The sequence below is a fragment of the Acidimicrobiia bacterium genome (genome assembly GCA_040880805.1).
Lineage (GTDB): Bacteria > Actinomycetota > Acidimicrobiia > IMCC26256 > DASPTH01 > DASPTH01.
In genome coordinates this window covers 27,809-51,614 of record JBBDHW010000024.1, presented here as the reverse complement: position 1 = coordinate 51,614, position 23,806 = coordinate 27,809, and the positions used below count along the sequence as shown (strand labels likewise).

The 23,806-nt window shown below is 68.5% G+C and carries 22 protein-coding genes and 1 pseudogene; 17 read left to right on the top strand and 6 right to left on the bottom strand.

Annotated elements, in window-relative coordinates:
- Positions 1 to 39: 39 nt before the first annotated feature.
- From cysD to WD271_05545, 3 genes are read right to left on the bottom strand one after another with little or no spacing between them, the layout of a single operon-like run.
- Complete coding sequence (cysD, locus tag WD271_05555) at positions 40 to 945, bottom strand: sulfate adenylyltransferase subunit CysD (GenBank protein ID MEX1007293.1); 906 nt, start codon at positions 943 to 945, stop codon at positions 40 to 42.
- 11 nt (positions 946 to 956) lie between these two features.
- Positions 957 to 1,442 (bottom strand): RDD family protein, encoded by a 486-nt coding sequence (locus WD271_05550; GenBank protein ID MEX1007292.1) that lies wholly within the window; start codon positions 1,440 to 1,442, stop codon positions 957 to 959.
- Entirely contained in the window at positions 1,439 to 2,161 is a 723-nt protein-coding gene (locus tag WD271_05545; GenBank protein MEX1007291.1) for a hypothetical protein, read from the bottom strand. Before WD271_05545 ends, WD271_05550 begins: the two co-directional genes overlap by 4 nt.
- A 57-nt stretch (positions 2,162 to 2,218) precedes the next feature.
- Between WD271_05545 and WD271_05540 the strand changes: the two genes are divergently transcribed.
- Together WD271_05540 and WD271_05535 are read left to right on the top strand one after the other, a co-directional pair.
- Positions 2,219 to 2,686: a DUF4333 domain-containing protein gene (locus WD271_05540; GenBank protein ID MEX1007290.1), complete on the top strand. Its 468-nt coding sequence runs from the start codon at positions 2,219 to 2,221 to the stop codon at positions 2,684 to 2,686.
- A complete protein-coding gene (locus WD271_05535) occupies positions 2,683 to 3,903 on the top strand; it encodes an amidase (protein ID MEX1007289.1) in 1,221 nt (406 codons plus the stop codon). Before WD271_05540 ends, WD271_05535 begins: the two co-directional genes overlap by 4 nt.
- 507 nt (positions 3,904 to 4,410) lie before the next feature.
- On the opposite strand, the gene WD271_05530 is transcribed toward WD271_05535, so the two are convergent.
- Complete coding sequence (locus WD271_05530) at positions 4,411 to 5,949, bottom strand: AMP-binding protein (GenBank protein MEX1007288.1); 1,539 nt, start codon at positions 5,947 to 5,949, stop codon at positions 4,411 to 4,413.
- Between the two features lie 66 nt (positions 5,950 to 6,015).
- Here WD271_05530 and WD271_05525 point away from each other — a divergent pair, with 66 nt between their 5' ends.
- The gene (locus WD271_05525; GenBank protein MEX1007287.1) at positions 6,016 to 6,921 is read left to right on the top strand and encodes a hypothetical protein; all 906 of its coding nucleotides are present in this window, start codon (positions 6,016 to 6,018) and stop codon (positions 6,919 to 6,921) included.
- A gap of 35 nt (positions 6,922 to 6,956) precedes the next feature.
- On the opposite strand, the gene WD271_05520 is transcribed toward WD271_05525, so the two are convergent.
- Positions 6,957 to 7,511: a glycosyltransferase gene (locus tag WD271_05520; GenBank protein ID MEX1007286.1), complete on the bottom strand. Its 555-nt coding sequence runs from the start codon at positions 7,509 to 7,511 to the stop codon at positions 6,957 to 6,959.
- A 593-nt stretch (positions 7,512 to 8,104) separates the two neighbouring features.
- On the bottom strand, positions 8,105 to 9,547 hold the full coding sequence (locus WD271_05515; GenBank protein ID MEX1007285.1) for a hypothetical protein: 1,443 nt from the start codon (positions 9,545 to 9,547) through the stop codon (positions 8,105 to 8,107).
- 134 nt (positions 9,548 to 9,681) lie between these two features.
- Here WD271_05515 and WD271_05510 point away from each other — a divergent pair, with 134 nt between their 5' ends.
- From WD271_05510 to WD271_05445, 14 genes and pseudogenes are all read left to right on the top strand, one after another.
- Positions 9,682 to 10,914: a class I SAM-dependent methyltransferase gene (locus WD271_05510; GenBank protein MEX1007284.1), complete on the top strand. Its 1,233-nt coding sequence runs from the start codon at positions 9,682 to 9,684 to the stop codon at positions 10,912 to 10,914.
- 14 nt (positions 10,915 to 10,928) lie between these two features.
- Positions 10,929 to 11,795, top strand: coding sequence for a sugar phosphate nucleotidyltransferase (locus tag WD271_05505; GenBank protein ID MEX1007283.1), 867 nt, complete (start codon positions 10,929 to 10,931; stop codon positions 11,793 to 11,795).
- A gap of 51 nt (positions 11,796 to 11,846) precedes the next feature.
- On the top strand, positions 11,847 to 12,479 hold the full coding sequence (locus WD271_05500; protein ID MEX1007282.1) for a PIG-L family deacetylase: 633 nt from the start codon (positions 11,847 to 11,849) through the stop codon (positions 12,477 to 12,479).
- A complete protein-coding gene (locus WD271_05495) occupies positions 12,451 to 14,442 on the top strand; it encodes an NAD(P)-binding domain-containing protein (GenBank protein ID MEX1007281.1) in 1,992 nt (663 codons plus the stop codon). Before WD271_05500 ends, WD271_05495 begins: the two co-directional genes overlap by 29 nt.
- 94 nt (positions 14,443 to 14,536) lie before the next feature.
- Complete coding sequence (locus WD271_05490) at positions 14,537 to 15,613, top strand: SDR family oxidoreductase (GenBank protein MEX1007280.1); 1,077 nt, start codon at positions 14,537 to 14,539, stop codon at positions 15,611 to 15,613.
- Positions 15,592 to 16,425, top strand: a pseudogene (locus tag WD271_05485) (glycosyltransferase family 2 protein). The gene WD271_05490 and the pseudogene WD271_05485 overlap by 22 nt, the downstream one beginning before the upstream one ends.
- On the top strand, positions 16,411 to 17,736 hold the full coding sequence (locus WD271_05480; protein ID MEX1007279.1) for a polysaccharide pyruvyl transferase family protein: 1,326 nt from the start codon (positions 16,411 to 16,413) through the stop codon (positions 17,734 to 17,736). Before WD271_05485 ends, WD271_05480 begins: the two are co-directional and overlap by 15 nt.
- A 12-nt stretch (positions 17,737 to 17,748) precedes the next feature.
- The gene (locus tag WD271_05475) at positions 17,749 to 18,303 is read left to right on the top strand and encodes a dTDP-4-dehydrorhamnose 3,5-epimerase family protein (GenBank protein MEX1007278.1); all 555 of its coding nucleotides are present in this window, start codon (positions 17,749 to 17,751) and stop codon (positions 18,301 to 18,303) included.
- A gap of 424 nt (positions 18,304 to 18,727) precedes the next feature.
- The gene (locus WD271_05470) at positions 18,728 to 18,907 is read left to right on the top strand and encodes a hypothetical protein (protein ID MEX1007277.1); all 180 of its coding nucleotides are present in this window, start codon (positions 18,728 to 18,730) and stop codon (positions 18,905 to 18,907) included.
- Between the two features lie 307 nt (positions 18,908 to 19,214).
- Complete coding sequence (locus WD271_05465) at positions 19,215 to 19,832, top strand: HAD-IIIA family hydrolase (GenBank protein ID MEX1007276.1); 618 nt, start codon at positions 19,215 to 19,217, stop codon at positions 19,830 to 19,832.
- Complete coding sequence (locus WD271_05460) at positions 19,829 to 20,485, top strand: SIS domain-containing protein (protein MEX1007275.1); 657 nt, start codon at positions 19,829 to 19,831, stop codon at positions 20,483 to 20,485. Before WD271_05465 ends, WD271_05460 begins: the two co-directional genes overlap by 4 nt.
- A gap of 97 nt (positions 20,486 to 20,582) precedes the next feature.
- Positions 20,583 to 21,707 carry a glycosyltransferase family 1 protein gene (locus WD271_05455; protein MEX1007274.1) on the top strand — a complete coding sequence of 375 codons (1,125 nt, stop codon included), beginning with the start codon at positions 20,583 to 20,585 and terminating at the stop codon, positions 21,705 to 21,707.
- Positions 21,704 to 22,816, top strand: a complete 1,113-nt coding sequence (locus WD271_05450) for an NAD-dependent epimerase/dehydratase family protein (GenBank protein ID MEX1007273.1) — start codon at positions 21,704 to 21,706, stop codon at positions 22,814 to 22,816. Before WD271_05455 ends, WD271_05450 begins: the two co-directional genes overlap by 4 nt.
- Positions 22,813 to 23,802: a GHMP kinase gene (locus WD271_05445; protein ID MEX1007272.1), complete on the top strand. Its 990-nt coding sequence runs from the start codon at positions 22,813 to 22,815 to the stop codon at positions 23,800 to 23,802. The genes WD271_05450 and WD271_05445 overlap by 4 nt, the downstream gene beginning before the upstream one ends.
- The last annotated feature ends 4 nt before the right edge of the window (positions 23,803 to 23,806 follow it).

Sequence of the window (23,806 nt, the reverse complement as noted above, 5' to 3'; positions counted from 1 at the left end):
GGCGCAGGGTACCTGCGCCGCGGGCGCTCGCCTCTGGCATCAGAAATACCCTTCGCGTTTGCGGTCTTCCATCGCGGCTTCGGCGAACTTGTCGTCGGCGCGCGTCTCGCCACGCTCGGTGATGCGCGAGGCCGCGATCTCTGCGATCACGTCGTGGATCGCGATCGCGGAGGACTCCACCGCGCCCGTGCACGACGCGTCGCCGACCGTGCGGTACCGCACCATCATCTCCACCGGCTCTTCGCCGTCCATCAGCGTGACGTAGGGCGACACCGCGAGCCACATGCCGTCGCGCCGGAACACCTCGCGCCGGTGCGCGTAGTAGATCGGCGGCAGCTCGACGCCGTCCGCCGCGACGTACTGCCACACGTCGAGCTCGGTCCAGTTCGAGATCGGGAACACGCGGATGTGCTCGCCCTTGCGGTGACGCCCGTTGTAGAGGTTCCACAGCTCGGGCCGCTGGTTCTTCGGGTCCCATTGCCCGAAGTCGTCACGGAACGAGTAGACCCGCTCCTTGGCGCGCGCCTTCTCCTCGTCACGCCGTCCGCCGCCGAACACCGCGTCGTAGCCGTGCTCGGTGATCGCGTCGAGCAAGGTGACGGTCTGGAGGCGATTGCGGCTCGCCCGCGGCCCGGTCTCCTCGACCACGCGTCCGGCGTCGATCGACGCCTGCACCGAGGCCACCACGAGCTGCACGCCGAGCTCGGCAACCCGCCGGTCGCGGAACTCGAGCACCTCGTCGAAGTTGTGACCGGTGTCGACGTGCATCACCGGGAACGGGATGCGAGCCGGCCAGAACGCCTTCTCGGCCAGCCGCAGCATCACCGCCGAGTCCTTGCCGCCCGAGAAGAGGAGGACCGGCTTCTCGAACTCGGCCGCGACCTCCCGCATGATGTGGATGGACTCCGCCTCGAGCGCGTCCAGATGCGAGAGCTGCGTGGGCACGGCGGAAAATCCTATTCGCGAGGTCGGGAATCTATCGAACGTGCGCGCCAGTCGTAGATCACCGTTGTCCGGCACGCGAGGTCGTGCAATCCCGCGTTCTTCCGGCTCAAAAGGATCCACGCCATGCTGATCACCGGCAGGAACACGACGACGAGCGCACGCACGAGCGCACGGCGCCATCGGAGCTCCTCGCCCGATTCGGTGACGACGCGCAGTCCGACGGCGGTGTCGCCGAGCGTGCGCCCCGACCCCGCCCAGGCGACGGTCAGGACCAACACGAGGATCACGAACATGCCCACGCCACTCCACACCGCGCCCGGGTCGGGAAGATCGAGCGGGTCGTTCGTGAGGAGGTAGCGCACGACCGCGAAGCCCGCCAGCGCCGCGAAGAACGCGCTGAACACGATGCCGACGTCGATGGCAGCGGCCGTGACGCGCGACACGAACCCGGCCCTCTGGCCCTGCAACGTGCTGGCGCGCGAACGCTCGGTCTTCACGAAGCGCCGACGTCGAGCTTTCGTGGCCGCTTGCGGAACAGCAACCCGTCCACGACGCGCGCCGCGAACGCGTCGAGTGCCATCCCCTGGTCGCGCAACGCGTCGACCGCTTCCGTCGTGATGTTCGACGTCGACTCGCGGATCACGCCGACGAGGTCGATGCGGGCGACGATTGCCTCGATGTCGACCGCGCCCACGATGTCGCCCATCGGGATCTGCTGCACGATGCGCTCGAGGTCGAGTTGGGCGATGACGTTCTCGGTGATCTGCTGGATGATCACGGGGATCGCCATGGCGGCTTCCCCCTGGTTCCGGGCCTGCTCGCGTCGCGCCAGCTCGTGCAACCGCCAGATCTGGTCCTCGAGCGGCCGGAGCGCGCGCTGCACGACCCGGGGGCGGGTCGCAACCCCCGCCGCGCTCATCGCACCCGACGCGATGGTGTCGGCGAGCACGCGGGCCCGCCGCTCGGCCACGATCGCCAGACCGAGGATCGCACCCGGAACGAGGTCGACCGTGCCGGGCGGCGACGGCACTCGAGTTCGGGCCGTCGGCGCCCGGTTCAGCATGCTCCCGATGGCATTGCGCGCCAAGCCGAGCGCGCCCAACCCCACCTGGGCACCATGGCGCAGCACCTCGCCCGCGTTCGGTGGCGCCGCCGGTACCGGCTGCGCCTTCGGCACGATGGTCTTCCCCTGAGACGTCCGTCCTGGCGAGGTCACCACGGAATGGTAGGGGCCTAGTCTGCGGCGGTGCGTAGAGCGGCGGCCAGAATTGTGATGGCGACGTGGGTAGTCGCCCTCACAGGCGTTGCCCATGCCGCCACGCTGAACCCGCGGGCGGTACGGCGCGAGATCGCGCGGCAGGTCACGGCCACCTACCCCGGCCTCGCGTTCGGCAACGTCGCCTGCCCGGACGGCATCGCGAAGAAGGCCGGCACACGCTTCACCTGCACGGTGCAGCTCCCGGGGACCTTCCTCGAGGTCGACGCGACCCAAGCCGGCCGTCGCGGCACCGTGAGCTTCGAGACCACACAGGCCGTCCTCACGAAGCAGTCGCTCGAGGAGTTCGTCGCCGCCAACGCGTCGCTCCCCGCCACCGTCTCCTGTGGTACGACGACCTGGCTGGTGCTGCGGCCCGCGCAGCAGCTCACCTGCCGCGCGATCATCGCCGACGGCTCGGCGCGCGACGTGCAGCTCACCGTGCGCGACTCCGCGGGGAACGTGACGATCACCGGCGTGGTGTGACCGCGCTCGACGCGGTCGAGCGTTCCCTCGCGACGGTCGACGAGTGGGAGCCCACCGTGCACGCGTGGGCGTACCTCGATCCTGCACGCGCGCGCGCCGAGGCGAAGGCCGTGCCGACCGGACCACTGTCGGGCGTCGTGCTGGGCGTGAAGGACATCTTCGACACCGCCGACCAGCCCACCGAGTACGGATCCCCCATCTACGCCGGGCACCGGCCGCGCGGCGACGCCGGGGTCGTCGCGCAGTTGCGCGCCGCGGGCGCGGTCGCGCTCGGCAAGACAGTCACCACCGAGTTCGCGGTGTTCGAACCCGGCCCCACCACCAACCCGCACCGCACCACGCACACGCCCGGTGGGTCGTCGAGCGGGTCGGCGGCTGCGGTCGCCACCGGCATGGTCCACGTCGCGCTCGGCACGCAGACCGCCGGCTCGGTGATCCGGCCCGCGAGCTTCTGCGGCGTGTTCGGCTTCAAGCCCACGTTCGGCACCGTCACCACTGCAGGCGTGAAACCCTTCGCCCCGTCGCTCGACACCGTCGGCTGGTCCGCGCGCGACGTCGCGCTGCTCGACCGGGTTCGCGTCGTGCTCACCGGTCGCACTCCCGCACCGCAACTCGGCGCGGCGCCGCGCATCGCCGTCATCCGTACCGAGCACTGGCTCGACGCGACGAGCGACGCCCGTGACGCGGTCGAGCATGCGGCGCGCGCTGCTGCCGACGCGGGCGCGACCATCACGGATGCCGCGCTGCCCGCCATGTTCGACGGCCTCGCGAGCGACCAGCCGATCGTGATGTCGTACGAGGCGGTGCGCTCGCTCGCGTGGGAGTGGAACACCCAACGTGGGCGCGTGTCGGCGAGTCTGCAACGCATCCTCGAGCGGGGCGACGAAATCGACCCCGCGCACTACGACCGGGTGCTCGCACGCGCCGCCACCGCGCGCGCCGCGTATAGCGACCTGTTCGGCGACGCCGACGTGCTCCTCACGCTCGCCGCGTCGGGCGAGGCGCCGGAAGGTCTCGGCTCCACCGGCGACCCACGCTTCGCGCGCCTGTGGACCTTGCTCGGATGGCCGGCGATCGCGATACCCGGCCTCACCGGATCGACGGGGCTCCCCGTCGGCGTGCAGCTCGTCGGCCGTTACGGCGGCGACGCGCTCCTGCTCGCCTGTGCAGCGTGGCTCGCGAGCGTGTTGCCTAACCCCCGCGCGCCTCGCCCTTGATCGGGCCGTTCCCGAGCTTCGCCGTCGCGCGGGAATCACCGTCCCGCGCACCATCACCGCGACGAAGTCGCGCGCGTCGGGACGCAGGTAGCGATTCGCGCCGGTCGCACCGAACAGTCCGTTGCCGCTCACCGATCCGTCGGGCGCGACGTCGTACGAGTTGAAGTGCACCCAGTCGGGGTTGATGTCCATCTCCATCGCGCGCACCGCGCCCGTTGCAATGATCGAGTTCGCGAGATCGGCGGGTGTGAGCCGGCCGCCCGCCCACACGAACGCGCCGTTCGCGTCGACGAGTAACCGGAGGTTCTGGCGTACCGCCACCACGTGCTTGGCGGATCACCGTCGCGGCCCCAGGCCCCAACCGATCGGCGGCGGGACCGGTGCCGTCGGTGTGGGCTCGGGAGCCTTCCCCCTGTCGACGAATGGCACGCGGGCCCGTCGAGCACGCAAACCTGCGTCGTTCGTGGGCGCTCTACGACCTTGAACGACGCAGGTTCGATGTCTGGGTCAGCCGACCTGGCGTTCTTTGCCCTCCCAGTAGGGGGCGCGCAGTTTGAACTTCTGGAGCTTGCCGGTGGCGGTACGCGTCAACGCGTCGCGCAATTCCACCGACGTCGGGCACTTGAAGTGGGCGAGCCGGCCGCGACAGTGCTCGATCAGGTCGTCTTCGGTCGCGCTCGCGCCGGGTGCGAGCACCACGAGCGCCTTCACCGTCTCGCCCCATTTCTCGTCGGGTACGCCGATCACGGCCGCTTCGGCGACCGCGGCATGCGAGCAGAGCACGTCCTCGACCTCGATCGACGACACGTTCTCGCCGCCGCTGATGATCACGTCCTTCTTGCGATCGGAGATCGTGAGGTAGCCGTCGTCGTCGAACGTGCCGCCGTCGCCGGTGTGGAACCACCCGTCGACGATCGCCTCGGCGCTTGCCTCCGGCTGTTGCCAGTAGCCCTCGAGCACCACGTTGCTGCGCGCCAGCACTTCGCCCTGACCGTCGACGCGCATCTGCACCCCCAGCGCGGGCGCGCCAGCACGACCGAGGCGACGTGCACGCTCGGTGGGATCGAGATCGTCGTACTCGGCGCGACGGCGGTTCATCGTGAGGAGCGGCGACGTTTCGGTGAGCCCGTAGATCTGGCCGAACTCCCAGCCGAGCTCGCTCTCGACGCGCTCGATCGTGCGGGTCGGCGGCGGCGCGCCGGCCATGATCATGCGCACGCGGTCGCGACCCGGGATCGGACCGTCCCACGTCGAGGCCGCGTCGAGCACCGCGTTGGCGACCGCGGGCGCGCCACACATGAGCGTGACGCCGTGCTGCTCGACGCGCCGGAGGATCTCCGTGCCGTCGACCTTGCGCAGCACGATGTGCTTCGCGCCCATCCCGGTGACGGCGTACGTCATGCCCCACCCGTTGCAGTGGAACATCGGGAGCGTGTGGAGGTACACGTCGCGATCACTCACGCCGGCCTGCCAGCCGAAGGTGGCCGCGTTGATCCAGATGTTGCGGTGCGTGAGCTCCACACCTTTCGGACGCGCCGTCGTACCGCTCGTGTAATTGATGGTGGCGGTGGCATCCTCGTCGGGCTCGTCCCACGGCTCGGGCTCGGTGTCGAACGCGAGGAGCTCGGCGTCGGCTTCGGCGCCGATCGCGAAGCGATGTTTCGCGGTGACGTCGCGGAGTGCGTCGTCGAGCTCGGGGTCGACGAGGAGCACCGATGCGCCCGAGTGCTCCACGATGTACCCCACCTCGTCGGCGTTGAGGCGGAAGTTGATCGGCACCAGCACGCGGCCGTAGCCGCTCACGCCCCAGAAGCTCGTGAGGAGACGCGCCGCGTTCTGCGTGACCATCGCGACGCGTTCGCCCTGCGCGACACCGAGATGGTCGAGTCCCGCCGCCTGCGCCCGCGCCCGCTCGGCCATCTGCGCGTAGGTGAGCTCGCCCCAGGACTCGGCGGGCTGATCGGGCTCGTCGACCACGCCGACCCGGCGTCCGTAGACGAGCTCGGCCCGTTCGAGGAAGTCGGAAACGGTCAGCGGAACCTTCACCAGAGCACCCCCAGAGTCCGGCAGGATCCGCGAGCCTAAGACGGACAGTCCGTACGCTGGTAGCCTGTGAGCAAGCAGACCAAGAAGTCGGCCAAGCGGCTGCGGCGCAAGGCCGTCGCCGTCCTCCGGCGGGCGCGGGCGACGGCCCGCCACGAGCTCGCCGTGGCCGACGCCGAAGCCGCCGAGATCCGCGCCCAGGCCCGCGTCGCCGTCGAGGTCGAGAGCGCCGAGCTACGGGCCGAGGCGCGACGCGAGAGCGCGCAGATCCGTTCCGACGCTCGAACGGACGCGCGGGAGGATGCCGCGCGCATCGTCGAGGAGGCCCGGGCGGCCGCCAGCGCTGCCACGAGCGAGCGCATGGCGGTCGCAGCTGCCGAGGCGCGCGCCGTGGTCGCCGAAGGTGAGCTCGAGTCCGTACGCGTGGTCTCAGAAGCTGCAGGCCACGCGCAGGACCTACGCGATGCAGCCCGCACCGAACGGGAACAGATCCTGGCAAGCGGTTCCGTCGAGCGCGCGGGGGTGATCGCTGAAGCGCATGCCGAGGCGGCGCGCATCCGTGCCGCAGCAGTCGACGAAGTCGCCGCGTTCGCCCGCCGCCTCGACGCTGAGCGCCGGCAGATGGTCGAGCAGGCACGCGTCGAGGGCGCGCGGATCGTTGCCGCGGCACGCGCGACGGCCAAGGCCGAGGTCGAGCACGCGCCGTCCGCGTCCTCGTCGCCCGGGCCCGCCCCCGCGCCACCCACGCCCGCCCCCGCGCCACCCACGCCCGCGCCGATGCCGCACGACGCACCCGTGGGCTCGACCCAACACCCGGCACCACTGAAAGTGAGCTGGCGACCACCGGAGTCGACCCCCGACGCGAAAGCCCCTGCCACGGACAACGGCGGGGCACCGGCCACGGACTACTTCTGGCGCGACGAGGCGGATGCCGGTACCAAGCGCAAACGCCGCTTCTTCGGCCGCGCCCGCTGAAGGCCTCTATAGAGAGGTGCAGCCGACGGTGGCGATCACGCTGGCGCGCACCACTGGCCCGGTTCGGCCATCTCGCCGAGGAGGCGGTCGAGACAACGAGCGGTCGCTTCCCACGAGAATCGTCTTGCCGCCTCTCGATTGACCTTCGATGCTCGCAGCCGGCGCGCGTGATCGTGCACAACCGCCTCGAAGGCCGCCGCCATCGGTCCGCTCTCGACTGGTGTCCACTCGACGTCGGCTCCAGCAGCGACTTCTCGGGTCGCAGCCGCAGGCGCCGCGACGAGCAACGATCCACAAGCGAGGGCTTCGAGCGTCTGCAAGCCGAAGCCCTCGTCCGTCGACGCCACCACGGTTGCGGCGGCACCTGAATAGAGTTCGACGAGGTGCTCGTCGGTCACTGGACCCGTGGTGTCGACCAACCCTCCGAGTCCTCGGCTCGCGATGAGCTCGACGACCGGTTGTCGCCTGCTTCCCAATTCGCCGGCCACAATCAACCTGACGGGATCCGTCGAGTTGGCGACCAGTTGAGCAAACGCGTCGATCACCACGGACGTGCCTTCGCGAGGATCGTCTGAGGACAAGTGGAACATGTATGGAATGTCTCCAGATGAGCTACGCCGGACCGGCCGGAACCGATCGAGGTCGATCCCGAGCGGTACGACCGTCACACGATCGATGGGCAGTCCGTGCCGACGTTCCAGATCAACCGCTGTCGCGCGCGTCGAGGTGACGACTCGTGCCCGCCTCAGCGCGGTGTTCATGAGTAGCCGGCTGTAACCGCGCCGGGCGATCTCGTGAGCCTGCCCGGCCTCCCGCGAGGTCAGTCGCACCGGCTGCCGTCGCCAGCGAATCTCGGGGTCCTCGGGGACATGAAGCAGGAGTGGTGGACCCCACAGTGCGCCACACTCCCGATGACTGTAAACAGCGCGTGCTCGGAGCCGAGTCGCGACCGCCGGGAGCGTCACCTGCTCGAAGACCGCTTGCGAATGCGGAGGAACGACCGTCAGTCGAGCACGATCAACGCCGTCGAGCAGCCGCACCCCGGCCTCGGAGCACACCGCGTGATACCGCGCGGGTTCGAGGAGCAGCAACCTGCTTCCGATTTCTCTCAGGACTCGCGAGACGCCAGTGTGGCCTTGACCGGCGTCGCGCAAGTCCAAGACCACGCGGCCCGAGCGACTCCTCATCGGTATTGCTCTCTGGGTCGCACGCCTGTGGCGTACTCGCGCGCTACGACTCGTCGTGCGCGTCGCTGCAAGGTCACACCGACAGCCGCGGTGACGACCATTGCCCATGCCGTACCGTTCACGCCCACGGTGCTCGAGAGCGCGATGATCAAAGTCACCAGTGTGACCTGGGTGACGAGGCCGATGTTGAACAACGCACGGCTGTTTCTCGTCACCTTGAGGATGAGCATCGGGCCCCCCGAGAAGGCCGCAATGAGCCAAGCAAGCGAAATGATTCGCGCGGTGCTCGCGTACCGCACGAACTCGCTGCCGTACATCCAACCGAGCAGTTTCCCACCGACCAGAAACACGACGGTCGCGACGACGCCAACGGTCAAGGCGGACCAGAGCGTCATCCAGCGTGCGACCTGTTGCAACTTGACCCAGCCGCCGTGCTCGAGCCCATGGGACGCCTCGGGGAGGCCGATGCTCCCTGCCGCCTGCCCCAGCACGAGTGTTGGGCCGGAAACCAGGCTCTGCGCCGCCTTCAGCCCACCGAGACCGACGGAACCGACGAAAGGTCCGGCGAACAGAGGATACGCCTGGCTGCTCGCCCACCCGGACACGCTGCTCGCGAGGAGCCACTTGCTCATGTGCCAACGAGACGCCACGATCGAGTACCCGCCACGAGTTTGCACGCGCACCGAGAATTGCCGGAGCCCGTACGCGGAACCCGCCACTGCACCGGCTCCCCACGCGACGATCGCAACCGACGGTGAGCGCAAACCGGCGAGGATGAGGCCGACGAGCAGCGTTGCCTGGACGCAATTGAACAGCGTGTCGTTGGCGAGGGACCGGCCCGGGCGCGCTTGCATGAAACCGGACCATCGCCAGTAGTCCTGCACCAACAGGAACGGCAAGAACGGCGCGAGCGTCAAGAGCGCGATTCCGACGTTTCGCTGTCCGAGGAGAATGACGGGAACGCTGACCGCGGCGAATACGAGAGCGATGACCACCCCGAGCGAGACCTCGGCTGCCATGCCCGCTTGCAGCCGTTCGTTCGAGTTCGGTCGCCGAACGTCATTGTTGATCGACATCGGATCGGTCACGACCGCGCGGTGGACCGCGGCCAACACCAACCACGCGGCGTAGGCAACCGAGTAGGCGCCGAGCCCGGCCGGGCCTGCAACTCGCGCCACGACGATCCCGACGACGAAGTTGGAGGCAGACGAGAAGCACTGGTCGATCATCGTGATTGCCGCGCGTCGCGGCCCCGAACCCGGTGGGCCGATCCTCGCGCTCAGCCACCGGCGAGCCGCGCCCGTCGGTTGTTCGGCCCGTTCCGCATCGGGACGCGTGCCGATCATCATCGTGGGCTTCCTCTCTTCGTCGGGCACGGCATGCGTCTCGGCGCCGGGCGCGTGCCGCGTCGTCGCCGGCGACGTCGCCGTCCCGCCCACTCCTCCCCATGAGCCGGATTGGGCAGCACAGATACAAGATTCCTGGGCCACCGGGAGCAGCCTGGCGACGTATCAACCGGCGTGCCTCGGCGCTCGTTCTGATCGGAACTGGTCGATCCCGAACTGGGAGCCTCATGCCGTCCAAGTGCGCGTGCCGCCTCTGCGGTGCCGACCTCACGCACACCTTCGTCGACCTCGGGATGTCGCCGCTGTGCGAGAGCTACGTGGCAGCCGAGCAGCTCGACGAGCCCGAGGTCTTCTACCCGCTCCACGTTCGCCAGTGTCCGTCCTGCCTACTGGTGCAGCTCCCCGGCTACGTGCCCGGAGAGGAAATCTTCTCGGACTACGCCTACTTCTCGTCGTATGCCGATTCCTGGGTGGTGCACGCCGAGCGCTACGCGGAGGCGATGATCGAGCAGCTCGGTCTGGCCTCCGGCAGCCTGGTGACGGAGGTGGCCAGCAACGACGGTTACCTCCTGCAGCACTTCGTGGCCTCCGGGATCCCGGTCCTCGGCGTCGAGCCGGCGGCCAACGTCGCAGAGGCGGCGCGTGCCCGCGGCGTGCGGACCATCGTCGAGTTCCTCGGCTCCCGGACCGGTCATGAGATCGCACGCGAGCACGGCCGCGCCGATCTCGTGGTCGCCAACAACGTCTTCGCACACGTACCCGACATTCGTGGTTTTGCCGCCGGGCTGCGAGCCCTGGTCAAGGACACCGGCCTGGTCACCCTCGAGTTCCCGCACCTCCTCCGCCTCATCGCGGGGTCCCAGTACGACACGATCTACCACGAGCACTACTCGTACCTGACCATGCGGACGTCGTCGTGCGCGCTGCGCACGGCAGGCCTGCGGGTCGTGGACGTGGAGCAGCTCGACACCCACGGCGGCTCGCTGCGGGTCCACGCCCGTCCGGAGGAGAGCGCCGGTGAGCCGGGCGTTCGGGTGAAGGAGGTCCTCGAGGACGAGGACCGCGCGGGGCTGTCCACCCTGGAGGGGCACGCCGGCTTTGCCGCGCAGGTGAGGAAGATCAAGAGTGACCTGGTCGGGTTCTTGCTGGGGGCGGCCGCCACGGGCTGGTCGGTCGCGGGCTACGGCGCTCCGGGCAAGGGGAACACGCTGCTCAACCACTGCGGCATCCGGTCGGACCTGCTCGCTTACACCGTTGATCGCAGCCCCACGAAGCAGGGGAAGTTCCTGCCCGGAACCCACATCCCCGTCTACTCCCCCGATCACCTCGCCGAGACCAAGCCCGACTACATCCTCGTCCTGCCCTGGAACCTCCGCGACGAGATCAGCCGGCAGCTCGACTACGTCCGGTCCTGGGGCTGTCGGCTCGTCGTCCCGATCCCCGAACTGGAGATCATCTGAATGAGGTGTTCATCGTGAAGGTCGTGCTGTTCTGTGGAGGCCTCGGGATGCGAATGCGCGACGGTGTCACCAGCGCGCCCAAGCCGATGGCGCTCGTCGGGGAGCGCCCGCTCCTCTGGCACGTCATGCGCTACTACGCCTACTTCGGGCACACCGACTTCGTGCTCTGCCTGGGCTACGGCGCGTCGGCGGTCAAGGACTTCTTCCTCCAGTACGACGAGACCAAGTCCAACGATTTCGTCCTGGAGAAGGGCGCGCGCGAGGTGACCCTGTTCAAGACCGACATCGCCGACTGGCGCATCACCTTCGTCGACACCGGCCTCAGCTCGCCGATCGGCGAACGGCTGCGCCGGGTCCAGCGGTTTGTCGCGGACGAACCCATGTTCCTCGCGAACTACGCCGACGTCCTCACCGATGCGCCGCTTCCCGACATGATCGAGCGCTTCCGGGCGAGCAGCGCGGTCGCCGGACTGCTGGCGGTGCCTCCCCAGTCATCGCACCACGCCGTGGACATCGACGACGAGGGCCTGGTCACCAGCATCACCCCCATGCGCGACCTGCGCTACTGGGAGAACGGTGGCTACTTCCTGTTCCGGGCGGCGATCTTCGACGAGCTGACCGAAGACGAGGACCTCGTCGAGGAGGCTCTGGCGCGGCTGGTCGGCAAGGGACGCGTGCTCGCCTACCCCTACAAGGGATACTGGTCGCCCGCCGACACCGTGAAGGAGCGCGCGCAGCTCGAGGAGATGTACGACCGCGCCGAGAGCCCCTGGATGATCTGGGACCCTGAGCGATCCGGGAGGACCGGACCGGTGTACGGCAGTCCACCCCCGAGCGCCTCGAACGGCCACCGGCCGTTGGCCGACGCTGTGCCGAGCTGATCGACCGTGCTACCACTCCGTCTCGGGACGCCCGCGGGCAGGTCCCTGCGCGTGCTGGCCATCGGCGCCCACGCCGACGACATCGAGATCGGTGCCGGCGGCTTGCTGCTCAGCCTGGACCAGAGCGTGCCCGATCTGGAGGCCCACTACGTCGTCCTCACCGGAACGCCGGAGCGCCATGCCGAGGCGCGCGAGGCCGCCGAGGCCTTTCTCCCGTCCGCCCCGCTGACGATCGACCTGCACGACCTGCCCGAGGGCCGGCTCCCATCGGTCTGGGACCGGGTGAAGAGCGTCCTCGAGGAGGTGGCTCGGTCGTGGTCACCCGATCTCATCCTCGCCCCGTCCGGCACCGACCTCCACCAGGACCACCGGACCATCGGTGAGATCGTCCCCACGGTCTTCCGCGACGAGCTCTACCTGGCCTACGAGATCCCCAAGTGGGACGGTGACCTGGGCCGCGCGGCGACCTACGTGCCGCTGACGCCCGACGCGGTGCAGCGCAAGGTGGAACTGCTGCACAAGTGCTTCCCGTCCCAGCAGGCCCACGACTGGTGGGACGACGAAGTGTTCCTGGGACTGGCCCGGCTGCGCGGCATGGAATGCCGCGCGCGCTACGCCGAGGCATTCGGCTGCGCCAAGTCGATCGTGCTGCCCGGTGGACCAGAGACGACCGAAGTCGGCTGACGGCGCCGGCATGCGCGTCGGTTTCGTCGGCGTCGGGCGTCTGGGTACACCGATGGCCTTGCGTGTCTTGGCAGCCGGCTTCCCCTTCACGGTGTGGGCACGACGCCCGTCATCACTGGAACCCTTCGGCGGTACGCGGGCGCGGGTCGCCACCAACCTGGTGGAGCTCGGTGCTGCGTCGGACGTCGTGTGCCTGTGCGTAACCGACGAGCCTGACGTGCTCGAGGTCTGCAAGGGTGGGCTGCTTCACGGGATGAGCGAAGGCAGCGTGCTCATCCTGCACAGCACGATGCGACCGGAGGGATGCAGGCGTGTCGCCGCGCTCGCCGACCGATACAAGGTCGGCGTGCTGGACGCGCCGCTCTGCGGGGGACCGACGAGCGCCGCCGCCGGCACGCTGCCGATCCCCGTGGGAGGCGACGAGGCGCTCCTCCAACGTTGCCGGCCGCTGCTCGAAGCCTACGGGGGGTTGATCCGGCACTGCGGCGCGCTCGGGTCCGGACAGCAGGTGAAGCTGCTCTTCAATCTCCTCTACGCGGCCAACGTCGAGATCGTGCACGACGCCATGCTGGTCGGGAGCGAGTGCGGGATCGAGTCGGAGGTACTCACAGAGTTCTTCACCGACTTCCCCTACCGAGGTTTTGTGGGGGGACGGTTGGGAACCGGTCTCGAGAGCCCCGAGCACGTGCAGAACACCCATCGGATGTTGCACAAGGACGTGACCAACGCCCTGCAGCTCCTCGAGGCCAGGGGGGCGTCCGGCGGCAGGATCGGTCCCCTGGCTCGTGCATCGCTCGAGACGTTGCAGTCGATGGGCCGCGCCGATCGAGGACTCGAGAGGACGGGAGGAGTGCGTGAAGTCGCGTGCCGGGCGTGTGGCGGACGATCCGGAGATCTGGTGCTGGATCTGGGGGACCAGCCCCCGTGCGACCACTTCCCGCGGGCCGGCGACCCGCAGCCGGACCCGGCGTACCCCCTGCAGATGTGGCTGTGCTCCGCGTGTGGCCTCGCCCAGCTGGTCGGGGACCCCACCGTGCCCGAGGAACCGAGGGGGGTCGAGCCGGCGGCCCTCGTCGCCCAGGCGAGAGACGCCATCGAGCGTTTGGCCTCCGACGGGCTCCTGTCGAAGGGAGCGAGTGTCGCGGAGTACGGCAGCCCGCACGGCGGCTCGTGGCGAGAACTGCTGGAAGATCGCGGCCTGGTTCCGGTAGGGGCTGGTCAACCGGCCGACCTCGTCCTCGACTGCTTCGGGATGATGCATGGCGCGGACCAGTCGGCGGCTCTCGCGGAGCGAGTCTCGCGGGTCACGCCGGGTGGCCACCTGCTGCTGCAATATCACTCGCTTCAGGCGATTGTCCGCCTCGGACAGTGGAACGCGCTTCGGCACGGCCACTACGCCTACTACTCGACGACCGCGTTGACGAGCATGCTGGCCGCCGAAGGGTGGTCCCCGCGCCGGGTGTGGCAGTTCGAACTGTACGGGGGCACGGTGTTGATGGCGGCAGGCCGGAATGCCGACGCACGGTGCGAGCCTCATGCCTCGGTGCAGTCCGTCCTTACCGCGGAGGCCCGTGCCGGAGTACGCGATCCAACCGTGCTCAACGGTCTGAAGGACCGGGCGCACGCCAGTGCCCGCACACTGCACGATTGGCTGGTGACGGAGCGGCGCGCCGGGAGGTCCGTCATCGGTTACGGCGCAGCCTCACGTGCCACCGCCCTGCTGGTCAGCGCGGGGGTCGACAGGGAACTCCTGCCCGCGGTTGCCGATGCCTCGCCCGCCAAGCAGGGCTGCCGGATGCCCGGCACCGACATTCCCATCGTCGAACCCTCGCGCCTCGCCGCCGCCCGGCCCGAGTCGGTACTCCTCTTCCTGCCCGAGCTGCTCGCAGAGGTACGGGCGGCCCTTCCGGGCGTCGAGGCGTGCGGCGGCAAGTGGGTGGACATCGAGGCGCTCGGCGCCTGACTCCCTAACGCGGAGAGATCCTCCGCAGTATCAAGGTCCCTTCACCGCCCTCTTGTTCAAGAGGCGGGAGGCGGGCGGGAGCGAGACCGATGGGATGGCGATGAAGGTCCTTGTTGCAGGTGACCGCGGCTACATCGGCGCCGTCATGGTTCCCTTCCTGCGGGCGAACGGGCACGAGGTAACGGGCCTCGACATCGGTCTCTACGACGGTTGCGATTTCGGTCCGGTCCCGGACGACCTCGACCGGCGCATCCCGCTCGACCTCCGGGACGCGCGCGCGTGCCACCTGGCCGGCTACGACGCCGTGATCTGCCTCGCGGCGTTGTCCAATGACCCGCTCGGCGACGTCAACCCCGCGACCACCTACTCGGTGAACGTGGACGGCACGTTGAACCTGGCCCGCGCGGCGAAGCATGCCGGTGTCGAACGCTTCCTCTTCGCGTCGTCGTGCAGCCTCTACGGCGCGGCCGGCTCTCGTGCGGTGGCCGAGGATGCCGAGTTGCACCCCGTCACCCCGTACGGCACGTCCAAGGTCGTGGCCGAGCGGGGCCTGTCGCGGCTGGCCGACGACACCTTCAGCCCGACGTACCTACGCAACGCGACCGCCTATGGCACCTCGCCTCGGCTGCGTCTCGACATCGTCGTGAACAACCTGGCGGCCGTGGCCATGACGACCGGAGCGGTGCGCCTGGAGAGCGACGGTTCGCCATGGCGTCCGCTCGTGCACGTGGAAGACATCTGCCGCACGTTCGCGGCCGCCCTGGATTCTCCGCGGCAATTGGTCCACGACGAGGCGTTCAACGTCGGCCGGCCGCAGGACAACGTGCAAGTGCGCGACATCGCGGACCTGGTCGGCGAGGCCGTGCCGGGATCGAAGGTGTCGCTCGCCGACGGCGCCGGCCCGGACCGGCGCAGCTACTGCGTCGACTTCTCGAGGCTCGCCGACACCTTTCCGGGGCTTGTCCTTCGTTGGAACGTGCGGCTCGGGGTCGACGAGCTGATCGACGCCTACACGCGGTTCCGCCTCACCCACGACGACGTTGTCTCGTCGCGGTTCGTGCGGCTCCGGCGAATCGAGGAGCTGCGCTCGGCCGGGCTGGTCGACGAGCTACTGCGTGTGCAGGCGCCCGAGTGGTGGGAGGCGAGGACATGGGCACGCCACCGCGCCTGAGCATCGGACTTCCCGTCTGCAACGCCGAGCTCACCGTGTCGAAGTCGCTCGACACCCTCCTCGAGCAGAGCTATGGCGACTTCGAGCTGATCATCTCCGACAACGCCTCGACCGATCGAACCGCCGAGATCTGCCGCCGCTACGAGCGACAGGACCCGCGGGTCCGTTACTTCCGCCAGGCACGCAACATCGGCCTCGCCGCGAACCACAACTTCGTCCTCGAGCGTGCCCGGGGAGAGCTGTTCAAGTGGGCGTCCGGCGACGACGTCTACGGCCCTGACCTGCTCGAGCGCTGCGTGGCGGCGCTCGACGCCGACCCCCGCGTCGTGCTCGCGCACTCGTGGACGGCCAAGATCGACCGGGCCGGCAATGTCACCCATGCCCTCGAATACCCGCTCGCCACGTCGTCGCTGCGGGCCCCGGAGCGCTTCGAGAGCATGCTGTGCGACAGCTGGACCTGCGACGACATCTACGGCGTGGTCTGGACGCGCGTTCTCCGCCGAGTCATGCCGCACGGGAGCCACCACCACGCCGACCGGACCGTCGTCACCGAGCTGAGCCTGCATGGTCCCTTCTACCAGGTCCCCGATTGGCTGTACTTCCGGCGCGACCACGACGAGCCCGCGGGGCGGGCGCGCCCGACCGTGCGTTCTCGGTGCGCCAACATGGACCCGCGACGGGCGAGCCGGCTCCGGAACCCCGCCGCCCGCCTCTACGGCGAGTACGTCGGGGCTTATGTCGCCGCCATTCACCGGGCGCCGCTCTCGCCTGCCGACCGTCGTGCGTGCTACCGGCACCTGACCACGTGGCTGTTCAGACGGACCGGCGACTGGCGCGCCCGGCAGGCCGAGGCGGGCGTCGCCAAGCGGACGCCGCCCGCCGGTTCCGCTCCGCGGGTCGGGCTGTTCGGGCACATCGGATCGGGCAACCTCGGCAATGACGCCTCCGTCGAGGTCGTCCTCACGTACCTCCAGGCCAGCCATACCGGCGCGGTCGTGGACGCCATGTGCAAGAGTCCGGATCGGCTACGCCGCCAGTACGGTGTCGAGGCCATCCCGCTGCTCTGGTACAGCAGGTACGAGGAGCAGAGTTCCGGTGTGCCGGCGATCGTCCTCAAGGTGCTCGGCAAGGGCGTCGACGCGTTCCGGACGGCCTCGTGGGTACGCCGGCACGATGTCGTGATCGTGCCGGGCACGGGCCTCCTGGAGTCGTCCCTCCCGCTGCGCCCCTGGCACATGCCCTACGCCCTCTTCCTCCTCTGCACGTCCGGAAGGCTCTTCGGTACGAAGATCGCGCTGGTGAGCGTCGGTGCGACGACCGTCAACCAGCGGGCGACTCGTTGGTTGCTCAACTCCGCCGCCCGGCTGGCCTTCTACCGTTCCTATCGCGACGTCCCTTCGTGGGACGCGATGCGGGCGTCGGGGATCGATCCCGCCGACGGCCGTATCTATCCCGACCTGGTCTTCGGTCTCGACACGCCCACCGGCGAGCCCGGCGACCCGAGGACCGTCGGGGTGGGCGTGATGGCGTACCACGGCGGGAACGACGACCGCCGCGAAGCCGACCGGATCCACGCCCGGTACCTCGGCGAGATGAAGCGTTTCATCCGGTGGTTGGTCGATGGCGATCGCCGGGTCCGACTGTTCTGGGGTGACGATGCGGACGGCAGCACCGTGGAGGAGATCCTGGCCGACGTTCGAGCACACCGGCCGGACCTGCAGCCGGGGCAGGTCGTCGCCGAGCGGTGCTCCTCGCTGCGGGAGCTGATCGCGAAGATGGCGTCCGTCGGCAGCGTCGTCGCCACGAGATACCACAACGTCGTCTGCGCCCTCAAGCTCTCCAAGCCGACCATCTCGATCGGCTACGGCAGCAAGCACGAAGCGCTGATGGCCGACATGGGCATGTCGGAGTTCGCGCTGTCCGCCCGCGCGCTGCACAGCGACGAGCTCATCGCGCGATTCGGAGAGCTGGAGCGCCGGTCTCCCGAGCTGCGCCGCGCCCTCGCCGAGCGCAGCGACACCAACGGGGCGCTGGTCGGCGAGCAGTTCTCCATGTTGTCCTCAGTGCTCTTTTCCGAGCACGACCCGTGCAGGGGCGTCGGCATGCGCCCGCCCGCTGCGTAGGGAGGAGGTCTCATGGAGGTGGTCCAAGTCGCGGGCATCGCCGGGGCGCACCTTTTCGAGCCCGCGCCCCACGCCGACGAGCGCGGCTTCTTCTGCCGCACCTTCGACACCGAGGTCATGCGGAGATCGGGGATCGACCCGTCGACGTTCGCCGAGGACAGCATCTCCCGGTCGAGCCGCGGCGTGGTGCGAGGCCTGCACGTGCGGCGCGGGGAGGGGGAGTCCAAGCTCGTTCGATGCTCCTACGGCGCGGTCTTCGACGTCGTGGTGGACCTGCGGCCGGCCTCGCCGACCTACCGCAACTGGCGGAGCTTCGAGTTGCGGGGGTCCGAGCAGACGTCGCTCTACGTGCCCGCCGGCTGCGCCCACGGGTTCCAGGCTCTCACCGACCCTGCCGACGTCTCGTACCGCATCGACCGTCCGCACGACCCCAACGACGAGGTCGCGATCGCGTTCGACGATCCTGAGCTCGCCATACCGTGGCCGCTCCCAGTGGCCGCCCTGTCCGAGCGGGACCGGTCTGCGCCGTCGCTGGCGGTGGCAACCGGCTTGTTGTCGCGGGGTTAGGTGCTCACTGTGGGCGACGTTCGTTTCAGTTGCCCCCCTGATCTCGTCCACGCTCTCGCGGTCGCCGGCGGCATCGACGCCGCGATCGAAACCGGTACCTACAAGGCCGAAGGAACGCTCATCTTGCGCGCGGCCGTGTCGCGCGTCTGGAGCATCGAGCTGGACGAGAGACTGCACACCCGAGCTGTCGAACGTCACGGAAGCCGACCGGGAGTCACATTTCTCAGGGGGTCATCAGAGGATGTGTTGAGAGAGGTGGTCCTTTCGGTGGACGAGCCGGTCATCTTCTGGCTCGACGCCCATGGCGGGATGATCGACAACCTCTCCTCGAGGGTCTTCGACCCCGTCGGCGATGCCACGCAGTGTCCGCTGATCGCCGAGTTGGTCAGCCATCCGAGACTTCCGTCATCTCGCGTCGTCGTGCGTGCTGATCGACGACGCGCGGGGTTTCCTCGGACCCCTCCCTCAACATCGAGCGGCTGACTGGCCGTCGCTTGTCGACATCGTGGAGCTGTTGCGATCCGATGACTCTCGGTACATCACGATCCTCGACGACGTCATCCTGGCCATACCCAACAAGCTTCGCCAGGTTGTCGACACGTGATGGCTCGAGCAGATCAGCGATCGTGACGGTCGAGATGCTCATCAACAACAGCTTTGGAAGGCGTACAACCCAAACCCACGGACGGCCGCTCGCCTCTTGGTGAAGAGTGTGACGCCCAGGTTTCTGCGCCGCGGGTACCAGGACCGCGCATGACCGCGCTCTGCTGCTCGGGGCCAACATGCTCGATCGGGGCTCCGGGGCCGAAAAATGCAGACTCTCCCCCGAGGATTCGAGCTGCCAGGCCATCATCTCCGCTGAAAGGCCGCCGGTGCGTGTATCTGGGGCGGCCCACCGCGCTCTGACCGGTGTGGCCACTACGGCGGCGAACTCCGTCGCGACCGTCGACCGGACAGACGCGGCCGGCGGAGAGGAGGCGGTCGCTCCCCGACCGGGGATCCTCCTCGACCGCGACGGGACATTGATCGTCGACCACGGTTACGTCGGTTCCGTCGACCGCGTCGAATTGATCGACGGCGCGCCCGAGGCGATTGCCGCGTTCAACCAGGCAAGGATCCCCGTGGCGGTGGTGACGAACCAGTCCGGCATCGCCCGAGGGCTGTTCGAAACCGACGATGTCGCTCGCGTGCACCAGCACATCACCGAGCGTCTGGCAGAGCACGGAGCGCACGTCGACATGTTCCTCTACTGCCCCTACCACCCCGCAGGGATCGTCGAGGCCTTCGCTCGTACGAGCGAGGACCGCAAGCCGCGACCGGGCATGGCCAAGGCGGCCGCCGCGGCGTTGAATCTGGACCTGGCATCGTCGTGGGTCGTCGGCGACCGTCCCGAGGACGTCGGCCTCGCCGCGGCGGTGGGCGCGTCAGCGATCCATCTCGGGGCCGTCGACGACGAGCGTCCTGGCGTCTGGTCATTTCCGAGCCTCGCAGCCGCGAGTTCGTTCATACTCGAGCGGATTGCGCGATGAGGGCCTTCGCGCCGCTGGCTCTCGTCACCCCGACGAAGTTCCCGACGGCCCCGTACAACAGCGCGTCGTCGTACTTCAGCGAGTACAGCGAGGAGTTCGTGCGCGCCGCGAGCTCGATCGAACCAGACGCGCTGGACCGTGCGGCAACGATCCTGCTCAAAGCCTATACGCGCGGTACGAACGTCTTCTCGTGCGGCAATGGTGGCTCGGCCGCGATCGCGAACCATCTGCAATGCGATCACGTGAAGGGCATCCGCACGGAGACTGACGTGTCTCCGCGCGTCGTGAGCCTCAGCAGCAACATCGAACTGCTCACGGCGATCGCCAACGACATCGCGTACGACGAAGTCTTCGCATACCAGCTGAAGTCGCAGTCGCGACCGGGCGACGTCCTCATCGGCATCTCGTCATCGGGGCGCTCTCGCAACATCGTCCGTGCCCTCGCTTGGGCCCGCGACAACGACCTGCGCACGATTGCGCTGACCGGCTTCGACGGAGGTGACGCCAGGGCGATCGCCGACGTCGCCGTTCACGTCGACGGGACGAACTACGGCATTGTCGAGGACGTCCACGAAGCCGTCATGCACGCCCTGGCCCAATACATCCGGCAGTCACGCATGACGGCGGACGCGATCTCGTCGAGCACCTTCTGACATGGTCACCGCTCAGCGCGCCCCGGAGAGGGAGCAATGCGCTCCGACGGTCCGCTCGCAGGGCGAACCGCGCGAGTTGCGAGTTGCGATCAACCTGTTGACCGACGATCCCGACCACCCCTCGGGCGCTCACTGGTTCTGGACCCGCGTGATCCCCGAGATGGCGCAGCGCCTCCAGCCACGAGAGCAGCTGTATCTGCTCGTGAGTCCGAAGTCACGCCACGGATACGAGGGCTACGGGCCGAACGTCCTCTCGATCACGTACCCGTGGTCGAACGAACGGCGCACGCTGCGCACGCTCAGCGAGCACCTCTACTCGCCCGTACGGTTGCCGCTCAGCCGCATCGACGTCTTCAACACATTGATGGCGCCACTCGTGAATCCGTTCTGGTCCCTCGTCATCCACATGAAGACCATGCACGCCTTCACAGCACCTGATTCGATAGCGCCGTTGGCTCGCACGTACCGTCGGATGAGCTATCCGCGCTCGGCGCGGGTCGCGGACGCGATCATCATCAACTCCGAGAGCTTGAGATCCGAGATCGAGGAGTACCTGCGGGTCGATCCTCGGAAACTCGAGCTGATCTACGAGGCCGTCGACCACGATCTCTTCAAACCGGGCGATGTGGCGGCGGCTCGCGCTCGCGTGGCGTCGTACGGCGTCACGAAGCCCTTCGCGCTCTTCGTGTCGTCGCTCTGGCCCTACAAGAACTGCGATGGGCTGCTGCGGGCTTGGGCGCTGGCACGAACGAGGCTGGGAGATCGTCAGTTGGCCATCGTTGGCCCTGGACGCGACGAGCGCTACGTCGCACGGCTGCGCGCTCTCGCCGCCGAACTCGGCGTCTCGGGAGATGTCGTCTTCGTCGGCGGTGTCCCGCTCGAGGTGACTGCCCGCTTCTACCAGGCTGCAGACGTCTTGGTGTATCCGTCGTTCAACGAGACCTTCGGCCTCCCCATCCTCGAGGCGATGGCGTGCGGCTGCCCGGTCGTGACCTCGAATACGAGCGCCATGCCCGAGATCGCCGGCGGAGCCGCGCTCCTGTCCGACCCGAGTGATCCGGCGTCGATCGCCCAGGCAATGGTCGATGCGATCGCCGGGACGGAGCGCTTGCGCGACCAGGGACTCCGGCGGGCGGCCCAGTTCACGTGGGGAGCGACGGCGGCGTCCACCCTCGACGTCTACCGCCAGGTCGCCGAACGCCGACGTCACGCAGCCCGATGAAGATCCTGGTCACCGGGGGCGCCGGCTTCATCGGCTCGCACACGAGCGACCGGCTCCTCGCGCTCGGGCACGACGTCGTCGTCCTCGACGCGCTGACCGCGCCGGTTCACCGATGCGGGCATCCGCCGTACCTCAACCGCGAGATCGACTTCGTCGAGGGCGACGTCCGCAACCGCGACCTCGTCAGGCACCTGCTGCGTCGCGTGGACGCCGTGTACCACTTCGCCGCGTACCAGGACTATCTCACCGACTTCTCGCGCTTCTCCGACGTGAACGTCGTCTCGACAGCACTGCTCTATGAGATCATCGTCGGCGAACGCCTCGACCTCGCCCGCGTCGTCGTCGCGTCGTCGCAAGCCGCCATGGGTGAAGGGCTCTACCAATGCCGACTCGACGGCGAGCAGCTTCCAGGGATGCGCTCCGAGGCTGCAATTGCCGCCGGTCAGTGGGACATCCCGTGCCGCGCGTGCGGCGGGCCGCTGGAAGTGCTGGCCACTCCCGAGTGGATCTCCAATCCACAGAACCCGTACGGAATCTCGAAGCTCGGCCAGGAGATGATCGCCGTCAACGTCGGGCGCAGGTACGACATCCCGACTGTCGCGCTGCGGTACAGCATCGTGCAGGGCCCGCGCCAGTCGGTGTACAACGCGTATTCGGGTGCGTGCCGCATCTTCTGTCTGAGCTACCGGCAGGGGGCAACACCGACACTCTACGAAGATGGAGCGTCGATCCGCGACTACGTCAACATCGACGACGTCGTCGACGCGAACATTCTCGTGCTGGAGAATGAGCAGGCTGTTGGGCGGGTCTTCAACGTCGGCGGGGGCAAGCCGGTCACGACTCGCGAGTTCTCCGACATCGTCATGCACCAGTACGGGTCCGACCACCCGGGGGTCGTAACCGGCGAGTACCGATTCGGTGACACACGCCACATACTCTCGGACATCGCCGCCCTTGCCACACTGGGCTGGGCACCGCGGCACACACCGGCCGAATCGGTCGCGGCGTACGCCGAGTGGCTCGAGACGGTGCCCGATCTCGACGGCGTGCTCGCTCGGGCCAACGAACGCATGCGATCACTGGGAGTCGTCCGGAGGACGCGACGATGATCATCACCCAGACACCTCTGCGCATCGGGTTGCTCGGCGGTGGCACTGACCTGCCCGACTACTACCGCGAGCACGGCGGCAGGGTCCTCAACTGCGCGCTCGACAAGTACGTCTATGTCATCGTGAAGCAGCGCTTCGACGACGACATCTACGTCAACTACTCGAAGAAGGAGATCGTGTCGTGCGTCGCAGACCTCGAGCACGAGCTCGTCAGAGAGGCCATGCAGATGACCGGCGTGACCAGTGGCGTCGAGATCACCACGTTGGCAGACATCCCCTCTGCGGGCTCGGGTCTCGGGTCCTCTTCTGCAGTAACCGTCGGGTTGTTGCACGCGTTGTTCGCCTACCAGGGCCGCGCGGTGTGCGCTGAGGAGCTCGCAGAGCGGGCATGCACCATCGAGATCGAACGCTGCGGCAAGCCGATCGGCAAGCAGGACCAGTACATCGCCGCGCTCGGCGGGATCCAGGACATCCGCTTCGGCCCCGGTGATCAGGTGGTCCCGCAGGAGCTCGGGCTCTGCGCGGCCGCTCGACGGGCGTTCCAGCAGCAGCTCATGCTCTTCTACACCGGCGTCACGAGGAGCGCCGAGTCGATCCTCCGCGAACAGCGCGACAACATCTCGACCACGCGCCCACATCTCGACCGCATGCGCGATTTTGCCGGCATCGCCGCGGAGGGGTTGCGGAGCGGGAACATGGAAGTCGTGGGGACCGCACTCCGGGAGGGCTGGGCAGCCAAGCGGAAATTGGCATCGGGCGTTTCGAACGACCACATCGACGCGGCGGTCGCGCGCGCGCTCGAAGGAGGCGCCTCCGGCGCCAAGGTCACCGGTGCGGGCGGCGGAGGCTTCCTGCTCGTCTTGTGCCCGATCGAGCGGCAGGGTGCGGTGCGCGAGAGCTTGTCGGAGATGCGCGAGCTGCCCGTCAAGCTCGACCGGCTCGGCTCACGCGTGGTGCTCAACGTTGTCCGCGACATCTGGGGCTGACCAC

Coding starts and splice junctions, on each gene's coding strand:
- WD271_05540 (MEX1007290.1), top strand. CDS start 2,219: ATGGCGACGTGGGTAGTCGCCCTCACAGGCGTTGCCCATGCCGCCACG.
- WD271_05520 (MEX1007286.1), bottom strand. CDS start 7,511: ATGTTCCACTTGTCCTCAGACGATCCTCGCGAAGGCACGTCCGTGGTG.
- WD271_05510 (MEX1007284.1), top strand. CDS start 9,682: ATGCCGTCCAAGTGCGCGTGCCGCCTCTGCGGTGCCGACCTCACGCAC.
- WD271_05490 (MEX1007280.1), top strand. CDS start 14,537: ATGGCGATGAAGGTCCTTGTTGCAGGTGACCGCGGCTACATCGGCGCC.
- WD271_05475 (MEX1007278.1), top strand. CDS start 17,749: ATGGAGGTGGTCCAAGTCGCGGGCATCGCCGGGGCGCACCTTTTCGAG.
- WD271_05460 (MEX1007275.1), top strand. CDS start 19,829: ATGAGGGCCTTCGCGCCGCTGGCTCTCGTCACCCCGACGAAGTTCCCG.
- WD271_05450 (MEX1007273.1), top strand. CDS start 21,704: ATGAAGATCCTGGTCACCGGGGGCGCCGGCTTCATCGGCTCGCACACG.
- WD271_05445 (MEX1007272.1), top strand. CDS start 22,813: ATGATCATCACCCAGACACCTCTGCGCATCGGGTTGCTCGGCGGTGGC.